The organism is Sulfurimonas sp. NW15, assembly GCF_051132285.1.
GTDB classification, from domain to species: Bacteria; Campylobacterota; Campylobacteria; order Campylobacterales; family Sulfurimonadaceae; genus Sulfurimonas; species Sulfurimonas hydrogeniphila.
Window position 1 is genome coordinate 703,907 of record NZ_CP093237.1, and the last position, 14,060, is coordinate 717,966.

The 14,060-nt window shown below is 36.7% G+C and carries 19 protein-coding genes and 1 pseudogene; 15 read left to right on the forward strand and 5 right to left on the reverse strand.

The window, feature by feature from the left end; translation table 11 throughout:
* The first annotated feature begins 9 nt into the window (after positions 1-9).
* The 4 genes from rbfA to ubiE are packed head-to-tail and all read left to right on the forward strand — an operon-like array spanning position 10 to position 2,567.
* Positions 10-378, forward strand: a complete 369-nt coding sequence (gene rbfA / locus MLC52_RS03610; RefSeq protein ID WP_346389552.1) for a 30S ribosome-binding factor RbfA — start codon at positions 10-12, stop codon at positions 376-378.
* Positions 375-827, forward strand: a complete 453-nt coding sequence (locus MLC52_RS03615; RefSeq protein WP_434581343.1) for a ribosome maturation factor — start codon at positions 375-377, stop codon at positions 825-827. The genes rbfA and MLC52_RS03615 overlap by 4 nt, the downstream gene beginning before the upstream one ends.
* A 14-nt stretch (positions 828-841) precedes the next feature.
* Positions 842-1,828, forward strand: coding sequence for a bifunctional diaminohydroxyphosphoribosylaminopyrimidine deaminase/5-amino-6-(5-phosphoribosylamino)uracil reductase RibD (gene ribD / locus MLC52_RS03620; RefSeq protein WP_434581344.1), 987 nt, complete (start codon positions 842-844; stop codon positions 1,826-1,828).
* A 4-nt stretch (positions 1,829-1,832) separates the two neighbouring features.
* Entirely contained in the window at positions 1,833-2,567 is a 735-nt protein-coding gene (gene ubiE / locus MLC52_RS03625; protein ID WP_434581345.1) for a bifunctional demethylmenaquinone methyltransferase/2-methoxy-6-polyprenyl-1,4-benzoquinol methylase UbiE, read from the forward strand.
* A gap of 183 nt (positions 2,568-2,750) precedes the next feature.
* On the opposite strand, the gene MLC52_RS03630 is transcribed toward ubiE, so the two are convergent.
* A complete protein-coding gene (locus MLC52_RS03630) occupies positions 2,751-3,005 on the reverse strand; it encodes a helix-turn-helix domain-containing protein (protein ID WP_434581346.1) in 255 nt (84 codons plus the stop codon).
* 148 nt (positions 3,006-3,153) lie between these two features.
* Between MLC52_RS03630 and MLC52_RS03635 the strand changes: the two genes are divergently transcribed.
* On the forward strand, positions 3,154-3,720 hold the full coding sequence (locus MLC52_RS03635; protein WP_434581347.1) for a hypothetical protein: 567 nt from the start codon (positions 3,154-3,156) through the stop codon (positions 3,718-3,720).
* Positions 3,710-4,186: a DUF2846 domain-containing protein gene (locus tag MLC52_RS03640; RefSeq protein WP_434581349.1), complete on the forward strand. Its 477-nt coding sequence runs from the start codon at positions 3,710-3,712 to the stop codon at positions 4,184-4,186. Before MLC52_RS03635 ends, MLC52_RS03640 begins: the two co-directional genes overlap by 11 nt.
* A 78-nt stretch (positions 4,187-4,264) precedes the next feature.
* Here the strand turns inward: MLC52_RS03640 and MLC52_RS03645 are convergent.
* Together MLC52_RS03645 and MLC52_RS03650 are read right to left on the reverse strand one after the other, a co-directional pair.
* Positions 4,265-4,957, reverse strand: a pseudogene (locus tag MLC52_RS03645) (IS3 family transposase); the annotation flags it as partial.
* A 185-nt stretch (positions 4,958-5,142) separates the two neighbouring features.
* Complete coding sequence (locus tag MLC52_RS03650) at positions 5,143-5,475, reverse strand: transposase (RefSeq protein ID WP_434581350.1); 333 nt, start codon at positions 5,473-5,475, stop codon at positions 5,143-5,145.
* Between the two features lie 133 nt (positions 5,476-5,608).
* Here MLC52_RS03650 and MLC52_RS03655 point away from each other — a divergent pair, with 133 nt between their 5' ends.
* The 3 genes from MLC52_RS03655 to MLC52_RS03665 are packed head-to-tail and all read left to right on the forward strand — an operon-like array spanning position 5,609 to position 7,697.
* Positions 5,609-5,833: a hypothetical protein gene (locus MLC52_RS03655; protein WP_434581351.1), complete on the forward strand. Its 225-nt coding sequence runs from the start codon at positions 5,609-5,611 to the stop codon at positions 5,831-5,833.
* A gap of 14 nt (positions 5,834-5,847) precedes the next feature.
* Positions 5,848-7,101, forward strand: coding sequence for an exodeoxyribonuclease VII large subunit (gene xseA, locus MLC52_RS03660; protein ID WP_346389557.1), 1,254 nt, complete (start codon positions 5,848-5,850; stop codon positions 7,099-7,101).
* Positions 7,098-7,697, forward strand: a complete 600-nt coding sequence (locus MLC52_RS03665) for an FmdE family protein (protein WP_434581352.1) — start codon at positions 7,098-7,100, stop codon at positions 7,695-7,697. The genes xseA and MLC52_RS03665 overlap by 4 nt, the downstream gene beginning before the upstream one ends.
* 10 nt (positions 7,698-7,707) lie before the next feature.
* Here the strand turns inward: MLC52_RS03665 and sppA are convergent, their stop codons facing one another.
* Positions 7,708-8,577 (reverse strand): signal peptide peptidase SppA, encoded by an 870-nt coding sequence (gene sppA, locus MLC52_RS03670; protein ID WP_346389559.1) that lies wholly within the window; start codon positions 8,575-8,577, stop codon positions 7,708-7,710.
* The gene (mqnF, locus tag MLC52_RS03675) at positions 8,578-9,801 is read right to left on the reverse strand and encodes an aminofutalosine deaminase family hydrolase (RefSeq protein ID WP_434581353.1); all 1,224 of its coding nucleotides are present in this window, start codon (positions 9,799-9,801) and stop codon (positions 8,578-8,580) included. It lies immediately after the preceding gene.
* Between the two features lie 93 nt (positions 9,802-9,894).
* On the opposite strand from mqnF, the gene aroQ reads away from it, so the two are divergent.
* From aroQ to MLC52_RS03705, 6 genes are read left to right on the forward strand one after another with little or no spacing between them, the layout of a single operon-like run.
* A complete protein-coding gene (gene aroQ, locus MLC52_RS03680; RefSeq protein ID WP_151900781.1) occupies positions 9,895-10,374 on the forward strand; it encodes a type II 3-dehydroquinate dehydratase in 480 nt (159 codons plus the stop codon).
* A gap of 8 nt (positions 10,375-10,382) precedes the next feature.
* On the forward strand, positions 10,383-10,871 hold the full coding sequence (gene folK / locus MLC52_RS03685) for a 2-amino-4-hydroxy-6-hydroxymethyldihydropteridine diphosphokinase (RefSeq protein ID WP_346389561.1): 489 nt from the start codon (positions 10,383-10,385) through the stop codon (positions 10,869-10,871).
* A complete protein-coding gene (gene flhF, locus MLC52_RS03690) occupies positions 10,868-12,148 on the forward strand; it encodes a flagellar biosynthesis protein FlhF (protein WP_346389562.1) in 1,281 nt (426 codons plus the stop codon). Before folK ends, flhF begins: the two co-directional genes overlap by 4 nt.
* On the forward strand, positions 12,145-13,023 hold the full coding sequence (locus MLC52_RS03695) for a MinD/ParA family protein (RefSeq protein ID WP_151900778.1): 879 nt from the start codon (positions 12,145-12,147) through the stop codon (positions 13,021-13,023). Before flhF ends, MLC52_RS03695 begins: the two co-directional genes overlap by 4 nt.
* A gap of 18 nt (positions 13,024-13,041) precedes the next feature.
* Complete coding sequence (locus tag MLC52_RS03700; RefSeq protein ID WP_151900777.1) at positions 13,042-13,377, forward strand: hypothetical protein; 336 nt, start codon at positions 13,042-13,044, stop codon at positions 13,375-13,377.
* Positions 13,374-14,060 carry an RNA polymerase sigma factor FliA gene (locus MLC52_RS03705; RefSeq protein ID WP_151900776.1) on the forward strand — a complete coding sequence of 229 codons (687 nt, stop codon included), beginning with the start codon at positions 13,374-13,376 and terminating at the stop codon, positions 14,058-14,060. The genes MLC52_RS03700 and MLC52_RS03705 overlap by 4 nt, the downstream gene beginning before the upstream one ends.

Sequence of the window (14,060 nt, forward strand, 5' to 3'; positions counted from 1 at the left end):
AGAAGACAAATGAATGAAGCACAGATAAAGCTGAAAAGAACGGAAGCTCTTTTAGCCGAACTTATTCCCGAAGCACTCAGCCAGCTCAATGACAACCGTTTGCATGAACTCAGTGTCATTGAAGTGAAATGTTCCCGAGGAAGAAGCGACGCAAAAGTTTATATTGACCCGAGTAATTTCAGCGAAGAAGAAAAGAGAGCCTACCTGAAGCAGTTAAGAAAAGCCCGCCCTTTGGTAGAAGATTTTTGTTTGAAAGACCAGGGGTGGTACAGATGCCCAAAACTGGCATTTGAATTTGACGAACAGTTGAAAAAATCTCAAAATATTGAAGATTTGTTTAAAAAAATAGCCAAAGAGCATAAAGGAGAAGCATCATGAGTTTGCAAGGTGATATAGAATCCGTAGTCAAATCAGTAGATTTGGAACTTTATGACACGGTTGTTGTGAATGAAAATGATGAAACAATTTTCAGGGTAAGCGTCATTTCTTCCGAAATAGAAAACGGCAAACGCAAAGGGGTCAGTCTTGATGAGTGCGTAGAGTTAACACATTTAATTTCACCGTTGCTTGATGTCACTCCTCCTGTTTCCGGTGAATACAGATTAGAAGTGGGCAGTCCGGGAATTGAGCGAAAACTGACGACGCTTGAGCATTTTAAAAAATCTCTTGGTGAAAATGTTTCATTACTTTTAGATGAAAAAGAAAAACTCAAAGGGAAACTTGTCAAGGTTGAGGGAAGTAAAATCTTTATTGAAAAAGATGGAGAGATGCACGAAGTTGATTTTAATGCCATAAAAAAAGCAAAAACTTATTTTGAATGGAAATAGATCATAATTTTTATATGAGCCTCGCAATAAACGAGGCTTGGAAATACCAAGGATTAACCTATCCCAACCCTGCAGTCGGTTGCACTGTAAGAGGCGAACACGGTGAAATTTTAGCGGTTGAATCACATCATAAAGCGGGTGAGCCTCATGCTGAAGTAAACGCTCTTAAATCTGCATATTATAAACTTACTCAAAACAAAGCAATACTCAAACTTCACGACTCTGAAAAAATTCATAGCTTTTTACTCAAAAACCATAAAAATATTTTTAAAAACTGCTCTCTTTACTCTACCTTAGAGCCTTGTTCTCATGTAGGAAAAACACCCTCATGTGCAAATTTAATAGCACAGCTCGGTATCCAAAATATTTATATCGGGACAGAAGACATAAATGCCGTTGCAGCCAAAGGCAATGAAATCATAGCAAAGAGCGAGTTACATGTAAGCTTACATGTAGAAAAAAAAAGATGTGAAGATTTACTTTTCCCATTTTTACAATTTATGAATGAGCGATTTGTTTTTTTTAAATGGGCACAAAGGCTTAACGGCACAACAGATGGGGGAATTGTAAGTTCTGAGGCATCAAGAAAAAATGTCCATGCTATGCGTAATGTATGTGATCTGCTCGTCATCGGCGGCAATACGGTCCGCAGTGACAGACCGACACTTGATGCGAGACTTGTGAATGGAAAAGCACCTGATATTTTAATACTTTCACGTGAAAAAGATTTTGACAGAACCATTCCTCTTTTTAGTGTGCCAAATCGAAAAGTAACTATAGCAAGTGATTTTTCAGTGCTCAAAAACTATAAAAATATTATGATAGAGGGAAGTGAAAAAATGTACGAACTCAGCCGTGATATTGTTGATTATTATTTATGCTATCTTGCTCCTAATTTTGGCGGAAAAGAAGGTTTTAAAAATATTGAAGATAAATTTGATATTTTAAATGCAGGCAAAGAAGCAGAAGATATAATATTGTGGATGAAAAGAAGGATATGAATTTATGAGCATTTTAGACCAAAAAGGTGATGTGAAACAAGAAAAAATCGTCTCTATGTTTGATGACATCGCAGCAACGTATGATACGGCAAACCGTGTTATGAGCATGGGTGTGGATATTTCATGGCGCAAAAAAGCCTGCGATTTGGCTTTTGAGTATTACGGCAAAAAAAGTATTGATAAAATTGTAGATGTTGCCTGCGGTACCGGAGATATGATGGGTTACTGGAAGAAACAGTCGCAAAAATCCGGTGTCAATATCAGTGAATTTGTAGGTGTTGATCCATCCAACGGTATGGTCGATGTTGCCCGTAAAAAATTTCCAGATTTTTCGTATCACATTGCAAAAGCAACCCAAATTCCTCTTGAAGATGCAAGTGCAGATTTTTTAAGTATCACCTACGGCATTCGCAATGTTGTTGAGCGTCAAGAAGCATTTGATGAATTTAATCGTGTCCTTAAAAAAGAGGGACTTGTTGTCATTTTAGAATTTATGAAAGATGAGAACAAAAACATTCTTAAAAAAATCCGCGATATTTACATGCACAAAATTCTTCCCTATGTGGGCGGTGTAATTTCCAAAAATTTGGAAGCTTACACCTACTTACCGGACTCTATTGAGAACTTTGTAACCATACAGGGCATGCAAAAAGAACTGGAGAATGCAGGTTTTGAAATGCTCCACACCCAAAGTTTTTCCATGGATATTTCAACACTGCTTATTGCTCGTAAAAAGTAGTTACTATTTAAAATCTAAACTTTTGTTTTAATGCCCTGAAGTTATGCAAATTTTTTGGAACCCGTACTTCAGTGCGGGCTTTGTATTTCTAAGTTACACTTTAGCGTTTAAAACCTAAATTCCAAGGAAATATTAAGTTTTTTTCTTAAATTAATGGTAGTGAAACTTTTGTCGGGTTAGTTTTTACACACTTATTAAATCACATATATTGATTTGTAAAGCCTTCGCGATTTTATATAAATGTTCTAGGTTGAAATGTTTATTGTACTTATTATTTTCACAATTTGAATAAAAAGCAACAGACTTTATCCCTATATCTAAAGCTAAATCTAGCTGCGTTACTCCTTTGTTAATTCTAAAAAATTTCACATTTTTTGATATTCTTTTATAAAAGTCTTCTATTTCTTCATCAATTGTATTACTAAATTCATTTTTCATATTATTTATCCTATAGAGTTAATTAATATTTAAACTTTATAGAGATACAATCTAAAAGTCTTTATCCTATAGGATAAATAGTTGTTAGTATTAAAAATTGATGATTATTTATATTTTAGTGTGAAGTAAAAATTTACAAGGAAGAAATATGAAAAAAAGTTTTGTTTTAGCATCATTGCTGGTATTGGGTGCAACAAGTGCAATGGCGGGCATGTATGTAGGTATTGATTTTGGAGTGAATTCAAATACAGATAAGGTAACGGGTGCTTCAAGTGGTAGTTGGAAAAACAAATATAAAGATTTTAGTGTTAAAATCGGTACTGGAAAAGATGGTGACTGGAAAGGGCAATTAAGGCTTTCTCGTATATCTTATAATGAGACAATATTTGATGCCACGCATAAAACACTGATTGAATTTGGCGGGGATACAATTAAAGAATTTACGCTTGAGAGTGTAAAAAATCTTTACCCATATGTAAAAATTGGCTTAGGTGTTGGATCTATGAGTGTAGATGGATATTCAGATTCATCTATTTCAGAAGTTTCATTTAATGCTGGTGTGGGTGTTTCATATAAAGCACTAGAAAATGTATATCTTATTGCTGGAGTAGATTATGTTGGTAGAAAATGGCAAGATGTTACAATTGGTGCTTATACTTGGTCTACAACTGGTTCAGGAGTGAAGCCCTACATTGGTGTAAACTATGCATTCTAAAATTGAATATTTAACTTTTGCAGTAGTGACAATATTTATGGTCGGATGTAGTACTGTACCGCTAGAACCGAAAGAAGCTTCACAAAATGCTAAACAATTTACTCCTCCTCCTGCAGGGAAAGCTGGAATATACGTCTATAGGGATTCTGTATTTGGAGGTGCTTTAAAAAAAGATATTTGGATTGATAACAAATGTCTTGGCGAATCGGCGCCTAAAGTTTTCTTTTATCAAGATGTAAAAGGTAACAAGATGCATATAATTTCAACAGAGTCAGAATTTTCACCAAACCAACTTGTGATTAATACAAAAGCTGGAAAGAATTATTTTATTAGACAGTATATCAAAATGGGTGCTTTTGTTGGCGGTGCTGATTTAGAACAGATAAATGAAGATGAAGCAAAAAAAGCTATTTCAGAACTTGATATGGCGAAAAAAGGTACTTGCAGTAAACTAACTGCTAAATAAGTCAAATTTCTCCTTTCTCTCCCAGACTTTTGTCTGGGTTGATGTGTCAACCCTATTTCATACTTATCCATAAAGATTCTAAGCTGCTGTTTCAACTTGTAACATCATTTTTTCTTCAAACTCGACAGGTGATAGATTTCCATTTGCAGAGTGCATTCTCTGTCGGTTATAATAAACTTCGATATACTCGAATATAGCCTGATTAGCTTGTGCTTTTGTCTCGAAAATCTCATGATAAATGAGTTCTGTTTTTAGTGTATGAAAAAAGCTTTCTGCCACCGCGTTATCCCAACAGTTCCCTTTGCGTGACATACTCTGAATTATGCCATGTTGTTGTAATAAATCCTTGTGAGAGTATGAAGCATATTGACTACCTCGATCAGTATGCCAAATCAAACCTTTTGCTGGTTTTCTTGCAGTGAGTGCCATATTTAAGGCATCATTTACAAGTGATACTTTCATCGTGTCATCCATTGACCAACCAACAATGCGACGGGAGTATAAATCCATTACAGTCGCTAAATATAGCCAGCCTTCATTTGTTGGAATATAAGTTATATCTCCAACATATTTCTCATCAGGATAAGAAGCATAAAAATCTCTGTTTAAAATATTTGGTGCAACAGGTAAGTTGTGATTTGAGTTTGTTGTATTGATTCTATAGCGTTTTTTCGTCTTTGCAACAAGCCCCAGTTCACGCATTATACGCCCTATGCGACGACGAGAAACAACAAATCCATACCTTTGTACCAGTTTATCTTTAATTCGTCGGGTACCGTAGTTCTATCTTCCCTGCATAAAGATAATTTCAATGAGTTCATTAAGTTTTTTATCTATCTGTTGCATCTGGCATCCTTGCTTTATCCAGTGGTAATAACTTGCTTTATCGACTTGAAGTATCCTACACATCACTGCTATTTGAAACTCGTTTGAGTGTTCTTGTATCCATGCGTATTTTACAGAGTTTCTTTTGCAAAATACGCTGTTGCCTTTTTTAGAATGTCACGTTCCTGCTTGAGGAGTTTGTTCTCTGCACGCAGGCGTTTATTTTCCTCTTCTGCGGTTTCTTTAATGCTGTTGCTTCTTGTAAATCCACCTCTTGGTGCTATGGGAATATTATTGGCTTTTTTATACTCTCTAACCCAATTATAAAGCGTTTTTTCATTAACATCTAAATCTTTGGCAATCTTTGCTGTTGATTCATTTGAACTCATCACTAACTGCACACTTGAATCTCGAAATTCTCTGGTGTATTTACTGTTTTTCATCTTCTTTTTATCCTTATTCATACTGATATTTTATCTCAGAATTGCTAAATGTTCTGAGTATGAATAAGTGTAGCCGTATCAGGTTGTATATACAGTCATTTTATAGAGTTGTAAAATAGTACAAAATATTGTACAATTTTGTAAAGGATTGATTATGCAAGCTGTAAACTACTCTTATACAAGAAATAATCTAAAGCTAATTATTTCTGAGGTATATCAAAAAGATGAAGAGTGTCTCATAACGAGCAAAAATAATCAAATAAAAGAAGATATTAAAAAATCACTTCAAAATATAAAAGATGGTAATTTATTTAGTGTAGATGAGGCATTTGAAAAAGTTCTTTTTATGACGCTTTACAGAAGAAAAAGCTTACCTTGAAAATGGAATATAATATGCATACACTCAGCGTTTCAGCACTCAACGAACAGATAAAAACTGTTCTTGAAAGCACCTTTGAACGTGTTTTTGTCGAGGGTGAACTCTCTCGCATTACTTTTCACAACTCAGGACATATCTATTTTACACTCAAAGACAAAGACTCGGCTGTAAGCTGTGTGATGTTTCGGGGAAATGCTTCAAAGCTGAGATTTCGTCTTGAAGAGGGGATGAAGGTTATCATAGATGGAGCTGTGACACTCTATAAACCGCGCGGAAGTTATCAAATTAACTGTTTTTCCATTGAGCCTGCCGGACAAGGGGCTTTGGCATTGGCATATGAACAGCTCAAACAAAAGCTCTCTGCGCAAGGCTATTTCGCTCCAGAGAGAAAAAAAGAACTTCCGAAATTTCCATCTCGCATTGCTCTGATTACTTCAGGGACCGGTGCAGCACTGCAAGATATGCTGCGCGTAGCAAATTCACGATACAGACTTTTGAAAATTGATGTCTATGATGTGCTTGTTCAAGGCGAAGGTGCTGCATTTTCTATAGTAAATGCTCTCAAAATCGCCGATACAAAAGGGTATGATATTATAGTCATAGGTCGCGGCGGCGGAAGTATTGAAGATTTGTGGGCATTTAATGAAGAAAGTGTTGCTGATGCTCTTTTTCATGCAAAAACACCGGTAGTCTCGGCTGTCGGGCATGAAATTGACTGGGTAATCAGTGATTTTGTGGCAGACCTGCGTGCCCCGACACCCAGTGCTGCTATGGAGATGATACTGCCTGACACCAATGAACTCTATCAGTATTTAGACTCTTTATCAACACAGTTAACCCAAAAAATAACCCATAAAGTATATAATCTACAGCAAGAACTGTTACATGTAAAGAACTCTTATCTCCAACATTCAGTGGAAAAAAAATTACAATATCGCGTTGATGAGATTAAAAAACTGCAAAAAGATTTTGCGCAGGCAATTACCTTTCGTCTGCAAAATTATAAAAAAGAAGTGGATTCATTACAGCAACGATTTCCGCAAACAATTCAGAGCGTGTTAAATATTGCGCAAAATCAACTTTTAAACCTGCAAAAAATGCTAGAATCCAATAATCCAAAATACAAAAATAAAAAAGGCTTTGCACAGATTGTAAAGAATTCACAGGTAGTGGATTTGTCTTCACTCAATGTAGATGATGTATTTGAAGCTCAGAGTGACACATACATAGTCAGTGCAAAAGTCTTAAAAAAGGAAAAAATCAGATGAATTATCCACAATTTTTTGATGCCGTACAAAGTATACCACTCAAAGACCCTTTGGCGCAGGTTTTAGGCGCTTTTGAAAACGGAGAATATGAAATAACATACTTAGAAGTTGTCAAAGCAGCAGGACACTCCTGTCCGACAGTTGCCGGTGCTTACATTATGACAAGCGAGGCTTTAAAAGCTTTATATCCAAATCAGCGAGCCGTGCGCGGTACTATAAAAGTAGAGTTTAAAGAGTCTGTAGAAGAGGGCGTTGCCGGAGTGATAGGCAATGTTGTTTCGCATATTACAGGTGCAACGGAAAAAAGCGGATTTAAAGGATTAAACGGACAGTTTGCCCGCCATTCTTTGATGTTTTTCAATGCAAATATAGACGCATCTGCAAGATTTACAAGAGCAGATACGGGAAAAAGTGTAGATGTAAATTATAATCCTTCGACGGTACCGGCTTCACCGAATATGATGCCGTTAATGCAAAAATTGACAAGCGGAGCAGCCAGTCCTGAAGAAATCAAACATTTTGGTGAATTATGGCAAGAGAGAGTAAAAAGAATTTTTGAAAACTTAGAAGAAGTCGTCGAAGTTACGGAGTTGTAAACTCTGTAACTTATTTTAAAATCAGATCAGGGAAGTAGGTATTTAATATTACAGCCGTTGAGGCGGAGAGTTTTTTGAGCAGTTTGTCAAACTTGTCTTCTTTGTTCCATACAGGATGCAAAACACCGCTTAGCTTTGCCAAGGCGTTTTTTGCATCATATTCAACCCCGATATTGTCAATGAGACCGACTTTTTTTGCCTGTACTGCCGTAAATATATGGGCATTTGCATAAGTGTCTCTTTTGTTAAAATCCAAATGTCTTGCATCGGCAACATCTTTCGTAAACATATCATATGTTCCTTGAATGACCTTGTTTAACTCAGCGACTTCATACTTTTTCCATGGCCGGTCAGGTGTGCCTATCTGTTTGTAGCGTCCGGCTTTTACTACCTGTGTTTTGATACCGATTTTTTGCATGATGCCGCTTAAATCGGCACCCTGCATAATCACACCGATGCTGCCTATCATACTGCCTGGGTTTGCTATTATTTTATCAGCCCATATGCTTGCATAATAGCTTCCGCTTGCCATGGTGCCTTTGGCATAGGCTATGACAGGCTTTTGCTCTTTTAGTCTTTTGATGGCATACGCGATTTCGACAGAAGGTGAAACGGCACCACCGGGAGAATCGACAATGAGCAAGACACCTTTTACAGCACTGTTGTTTGCGGCTTTATTTATTTTTTGTACAACTTCTCCGGCATCCATAATCGGACCGCTGAGATTGATTTTTTCCAAATTATAGCTTGTAAACTCTTTTTCACTTGCCGGAGCAAAGAGTAAAATCAAAATCAGCACAAAGAGCATGGCTTTGAAATGATTTTGGATATAGTTCATAATTGCTGCGATGGGAGAAAATATCTTTTTCAGTAATTCCATTTATTCATTTCCTTTTGCAAGTTTTCCGTTAATGAAAACTTTTGAGATATTATAGCGATGCAGTATTAAATGAATGGCTAACTCTTCATTTGGTTCGGCATCCAGGTCAAGAACAAGCATATCTGCATTTTTGCCTTCTAAAATTTCTCCCGTATTGAGTCCCAGTGCCTGGGCGGCATGGACGGTGACTCCTTTTATAAGTTGTTTTGCGAATTTCAAGAGAGGCGCATCACTGTGCATAAAAAGAGAAATTTTCATCTCTTCAAACAGATCAAGCTGATAGTTTGAGCTTAAACCGTCAGTCGCAACAATCCAGCGAATCTTTTTTTCATCTAGTTTTTTGATATTGAGTGTAGGATTGCCAAGGAGTCTGTTGGATATAGGGCAGTGAATGATAGTGTGATTCTGCTCGGCAATCTTTTCTAACTCTTCTTCGTTTGTTTTGACCGCATGTGTGAGCAGTGCTTCAAAACCGTCAAAATAGTTCAAAAACTCTTTGGCATCACTGATGCTTCTGTCCTGTTTGAGCAGTGTTTTAAAAAATTCCTTAAAATCACCGCTGCTTGAATCAAGCCAGTTGCGTTCGGCTTCACTTTCCATAAAATGTGCCGTAAGTTTTAGATTTTCATTTTTAACAATCTCGAGAGCTTTTTGTATAAGAATCGGGTGAACAGAGTAGGGGGAATGAATGGCAACTGCAGGATAAAATCCTTCCCTTTGAACAGCTTTTGAGGCATCTAGCCGCGCAAGAAAATCACTAAAAAGAGCATCCGCCATCCCTGCCTGTGAACCGATAAGTTCATTGAAAAATACAACATTCTGTTGAGCGTTTATACATGCTTCAAGATCCATGGCATGAGAACTTATGGCACCAAAGGTTGTGATACCGCTTGTAAGCATGGCATCTATTGCTTTGTCCATACATGTAAGGTCACAGCCTGCGATAAGGTCTTCACGATTTTCTATAACACTGTAGAGCCAGTTTAAGAAATCACCGTAACTGAGCTGGTTTTTATTGGCAGAGAACTCTACATGTACATGAGCATTGATAAGGCCGGGCATAAGCAGAGAATTTTTTTGCAACTGTATGATTTTTGCTTCTGGAAATTTCTGCTCCAGTTCTTCTAAAACACCTATGCAGCGGATAGTTTTGTCAAATGCAATTGCCTTGTCTGCAAGGAGTATATCTGGTGTTAAAATATAATTGGGAACGAGTATTGTCATCTTTTTTTCTTTTTTCCAAATTATACACTTTTTTTAATATTAGTTTGGATAAAATAGTTCTTCAGAAGATAAATCATCATAATAAGGGTAAAAATGAAAATAGTAGTTATTCAAGGTCCAAATTTAAACATGCTCGGAATCCGTGAACAAAATATTTACGGTCCGATGAAGTTAGAGCAGATTCATGCACAGATGAAAGATGTAGCAACCCAAAACGGTGTGGAAATAGAATTTTTTCAAAGCAACCTCGAAGGTGAAATTGTAGATAAAATTCAGGAGTGCTACGGTGAAGCACAGGGATTGATTATCAATGCTGCTGCCTATACACATACTTCTATTGCAATTCGTGATGCGATTTCTGCCGTAAGCCTGCCTACCATAGAAGTACATATCAGCAATATTCACCGACGTGAAGAATTTAGACAAAAAAATATGATTGCACCTGTCTGCACATCATCTGTTGTCGGTTTCGGACCTTTTGGCTACCATTTGGCTATGATGGGTATGCTTCAGATTATGAACGAAATCAAAGCGGCCCAAGAAGCGCAGGCGCAAGCACAGAAACAGGCCTAAGTCTTTACATGTACAGAAAATGCAAGATAAACAAAAGATTGACCTCTTTTTACAACTTGCATTTCCCTTATACTGCCCGTGGAAAAAGTCGGCATAGATATGAAACTGTTGTAGGTATTGGTGGAAATGTCGGAGATGTACGTCGAAGATTTGAACATCTTCTTGTGGTGTTGCAAAAAGATAGAAGAGTATCAGTAGTAAAAACATCATTGATTTTAAAAAATCCTCCTTTTGGCTATACAGACCAGGATGATTTTTTCAACTCAATACTTGTTTTAAAAACTTCAATGCAGCCAAGAGTTTTTTTACGCTATTTACTGAGACTGGAAAAAAAATTTGGCAGAAAAAGAACTTTTGAAAATGCACCAAGGACGCTAGATTTGGATATTATATTTTTTGATAACCGTACAATACATACACAAGATTTAATTGTGCCACATCCTTTTTATGCGCAAAGAGAAAGTGTAATGATACCTTTGTCAGGTGTTGGTAGATGAAAATATTGACATTTACCGGGCGCAGTCCGTCAGAGGCACTCAAAAAAGCAAAAATGGAAATTGGGGATGAGGGGATGCTCATTGAAACCAAAGAGATTCAAAAAAAAGCTTTAGGCAGAGAAGCCCTCTATGAGATAGTAATCGGTATAGATGAAGAAATGATTCCGGCTACTTATAAAAAAACAAAAAAACCGCTTTCCAAACAGCAACCGCTCAAAGAAGAGAGTCGGGAAATACTTTTTGATATTTCCAATGCGGCACAACAAATTTCTAAAATTTCAAATGTGACCGATCCTTTGGAGAACCTATATCAGCCTTCACCGTTGCAACAAACAGCTGCTTCTGTTGAACCCAAAGAGCTAAAAGAGATAAAATCTGAAATCAATAAACTGACAGATAAGGTAAAAATTATTCAAAATATGTTTTGGGATGAAAAGTCACCAAATCTTTCAAGTCAAATTCCGCCGGAATTTTCTGAAATTTATCGTCTTGCCTCACAAAGCGGAATGAACAGGGAACATCTGGATACTCTTATGCAGGTTACTTTGGAACATATGCCGTTGAAAATGCGAGAAAACTCTTCCACCGTAAAAAGGTATTTTCAAACAATACTTCGAAAAATGGTTCCTATCCGAAGAGAAACACTGCCTAATATAGGTGCGAAAAAAGTTATTATGCTTGTCGGACCAACAGGTGTGGGAAAGACAACTTCTATTGCCAAACTTGCTGCCAGATACTCTTTTTTAATGGAAAAAAAGTACAAAGTCGGACTGGTTGTGCTTGACACCTATCGTATAGGGGCAGTCGAGCAGTTGATGCAGTATGCACGAATGATGAAACTTGGAATTGAAACAGTTGTTGACCCTCCGGAGTTTTCAAGCGCTCTGGAATCTCTCAAATATTGTGACTATATATTGATTGATACAATGGGATCGAGTCCTTATGACAGAGTGAAAATTGAAAAAATATATGAGTGTCTGAATGCAAACAACACGCAATACAATGTGGATGTAGTACTGGTAATGCCAAGTTCAATTAAATATGAAGACTTAAAAGTGACCTATGACAGTTTTTCAACACTGGGTGTAGATACACTGATGTTTACAAAGCTGGATGAGACAATGGGTTTTGGAAATATTTTTTCGCTGGCTTATGAAACAAAAAAACCGATAAGTTATTTTTCTGTAGGTCAGGAAGTACCGGAAGATTTAGTATGTGCGAGCAGTGATTTTTTAATTGAGTGTCTTCTGAACGGATTTAACAGGAGTAAGGTATGATTGGGAATCAGGCGCAAAAGCTTGAAGAACTGGTTGCTTCAAATTCCCAAAAGAAAAAATCAAAAAAAACACGTTTTATCGCAATTACAAGCGGTAAAGGCGGGGTAGGCAAAAGTACTATAAGTTCAAACCTTGCCTACGCGTTGTCTCAGCAGGGTTTGAATGTGGGAATATTTGATGCAGATATAGGACTGGCCAATCTGGATGTTATGTTTAATGTAAAAATCAAAAAAAACATTTTACATGTACTCAAAGGTGAGGCGACGGTTAGCGATATTTTAATTCCTATTACCCGTAATCTTATTCTGATTCCTGGTGAGAGTGGTGATGAAATATTAAAATATTCCGATATGGCACTGTTTGACAGATTTATGCAAGAAGCACAGGTTTTGAACAAACTTGATGTAATGATTATAGATACGGGAGCCGGGATTGGAGAGCATATTCAAATGTTTTTAAATGCGGCAGATGATGTAATTGTTGTAACTGTTCCCGATCCTGCAGCAATTACCGATGCATATGCAACGATTAAAACAATTGCGACACTCAGAAATGATGTATTTATGATAATGAATCAGGTGAAAAATGAAAAAGAGGCTTTTGGTGTTTTTGAAAAAATTAAAAAAGTTGCCAAGGCAAATATAGGTGAAAAACTGGATTTGCAGTTGATTGGGAAAATGAATGCTGATGCAAAAGTCTCAACATCCGTAAAGCAGCGTGCACTTTTTAGAATGCTTTATCCTGCATCACAGCCGAGCAAAGACATAGATGCAATTGTGCGTAAAATTACACAAAAGCTGGAACGAAATGTGCTGGTTACATCCAATGAAAGTGGATTGTCAGGTCTGTTTAAAAGATTAATGGATCATTTTTAAGTCTTATTTGGGGTAGTTATGTTTGGTGAAAACTTTGTTTATTTTTTTACTGTTCAAGGGTTTTTTGTAGGAATAATCTTTGGGTTGTTAAAATCTTTTGATGCTGAAGGGCTATTACTTTATACATTTTTTATTACCATCTTTTTTTATCTTTTTTCACATGTAATTGTTGCCCTTTATTACAGAACAATAACGGTTAAAGCCTATAATTTTCCAAAGGAAACCCATGAAACAGAACTAGATGTTTTTGTAAAAGAGATAAACAAAAGAGAAAAACTGATAGACTCAGCGTGTAAAATTACAGATATTGCTGTCAAAATGAACTCTGAAGATGTAGCCGGACAAAAATTATGACAAAAAATGCCTACCTTCAAGATCTCAAACACAAAGAAGATGAACTGGCACTGCAATATCTTCCTGCCGTAAAAGCAATGGCTTTTCGGCTCAAAGAGCGGCTTCCAAGTTCGGTGGATTTTAGTGATCTTTCAGCAATCGGGACAGAAGAACTTATAAAACTGGCAAGGCGATATGATGAAAAGCTCAATGACTCTTTTTGGGGCTATGCAAAAAAAAGAGTTTATGGTGCAATGCTTGACTATTTGAGAAGTCTGGATATTTTAAGCCGTGCCAGCCGTAAACTTGTAAAAGCTATAGATTATGCAGTTCAGGAATATATGCTGACACATGACGAAGAACCGAGTGATGAAGAACTGGCAGATATACTGGGCGAAAGTATTGAAAAAGTTCATGAAGCACGCATCGCTTCAAATATTTATACAGTCATGCCTCTGCATGATCAGTTGCAAATTGGTGATGAGGGTGCAGCGCTTGTTCAAATTGAAAAAGAAGAGTTGATTGGCGTAATAAAAAAAGTTCTTTCCTCTTATAAAGAGAGAGAACAGATGATAATTCAGCTATACTACTTTGAAGAGTTGACTTTAAAAGAAATTAGTGATATTTTAGATATAACTGAGTCCCGTATCTCACAAATTCACAAGTCTGTAATCCAAAAAATTAAAGAGAGTATAGGAGCATAA

What these genes read in the sequence shown, in the direction of transcription:
- sppA (WP_346389559.1), bottom strand. Translation starts at nt 8,577, where the DNA reads ATGGAATTACTGAAAAAGATATTTTCTCCCATCGCAGCAATTATGAAC.
- MLC52_RS03695 (WP_151900778.1), top strand. Translation starts at nt 12,145, where the DNA reads ATGATTGGGAATCAGGCGCAAAAGCTTGAAGAACTGGTTGCTTCAAAT.
- MLC52_RS03705 (WP_151900776.1), top strand. Translation starts at nt 13,374, where the DNA reads ATGACAAAAAATGCCTACCTTCAAGATCTCAAACACAAAGAAGATGAA.
- MLC52_RS03650 (WP_434581350.1), bottom strand. Translation starts at nt 5,475, where the DNA reads ATGAATAAGGATAAAAAGAAGATGAAAAACAGTAAATACACCAGAGAA.
- mqnF (WP_434581353.1), bottom strand. Translation starts at nt 9,801, where the DNA reads ATGACAATACTCGTTCCCAATTATATTTTAACACCAGATATACTCCTT.
- MLC52_RS03630 (WP_434581346.1), bottom strand. Translation starts at nt 3,005, where the DNA reads ATGAAAAATGAATTTAGTAATACAATTGATGAAGAAATAGAAGACTTT.
- MLC52_RS03635 (WP_434581347.1), top strand. Translation starts at nt 3,154, where the DNA reads ATGAAAAAAAGTTTTGTTTTAGCATCATTGCTGGTATTGGGTGCAACA.
- rbfA (WP_346389552.1), top strand. Translation starts at nt 10, where the DNA reads ATGAATGAAGCACAGATAAAGCTGAAAAGAACGGAAGCTCTTTTAGCC.
- xseA (WP_346389557.1), top strand. Translation starts at nt 5,848, where the DNA reads ATGCATACACTCAGCGTTTCAGCACTCAACGAACAGATAAAAACTGTT.
- folK (WP_346389561.1), top strand. Translation starts at nt 10,383, where the DNA reads ATGTACAGAAAATGCAAGATAAACAAAAGATTGACCTCTTTTTACAAC.
- MLC52_RS03640 (WP_434581349.1), top strand. Translation starts at nt 3,710, where the DNA reads ATGCATTCTAAAATTGAATATTTAACTTTTGCAGTAGTGACAATATTT.
- MLC52_RS03665 (WP_434581352.1), top strand. Translation starts at nt 7,098, where the DNA reads ATGAATTATCCACAATTTTTTGATGCCGTACAAAGTATACCACTCAAA.
- MLC52_RS03615 (WP_434581343.1), top strand. Translation starts at nt 375, where the DNA reads ATGAGTTTGCAAGGTGATATAGAATCCGTAGTCAAATCAGTAGATTTG.
- MLC52_RS03655 (WP_434581351.1), top strand. Translation starts at nt 5,609, where the DNA reads ATGCAAGCTGTAAACTACTCTTATACAAGAAATAATCTAAAGCTAATT.
- MLC52_RS03700 (WP_151900777.1), top strand. Translation starts at nt 13,042, where the DNA reads ATGTTTGGTGAAAACTTTGTTTATTTTTTTACTGTTCAAGGGTTTTTT.
- ribD (WP_434581344.1), top strand. Translation starts at nt 842, where the DNA reads ATGAGCCTCGCAATAAACGAGGCTTGGAAATACCAAGGATTAACCTAT.
- aroQ (WP_151900781.1), top strand. Translation starts at nt 9,895, where the DNA reads ATGAAAATAGTAGTTATTCAAGGTCCAAATTTAAACATGCTCGGAATC.
- flhF (WP_346389562.1), top strand. Translation starts at nt 10,868, where the DNA reads ATGAAAATATTGACATTTACCGGGCGCAGTCCGTCAGAGGCACTCAAA.
- ubiE (WP_434581345.1), top strand. Translation starts at nt 1,833, where the DNA reads ATGAGCATTTTAGACCAAAAAGGTGATGTGAAACAAGAAAAAATCGTC.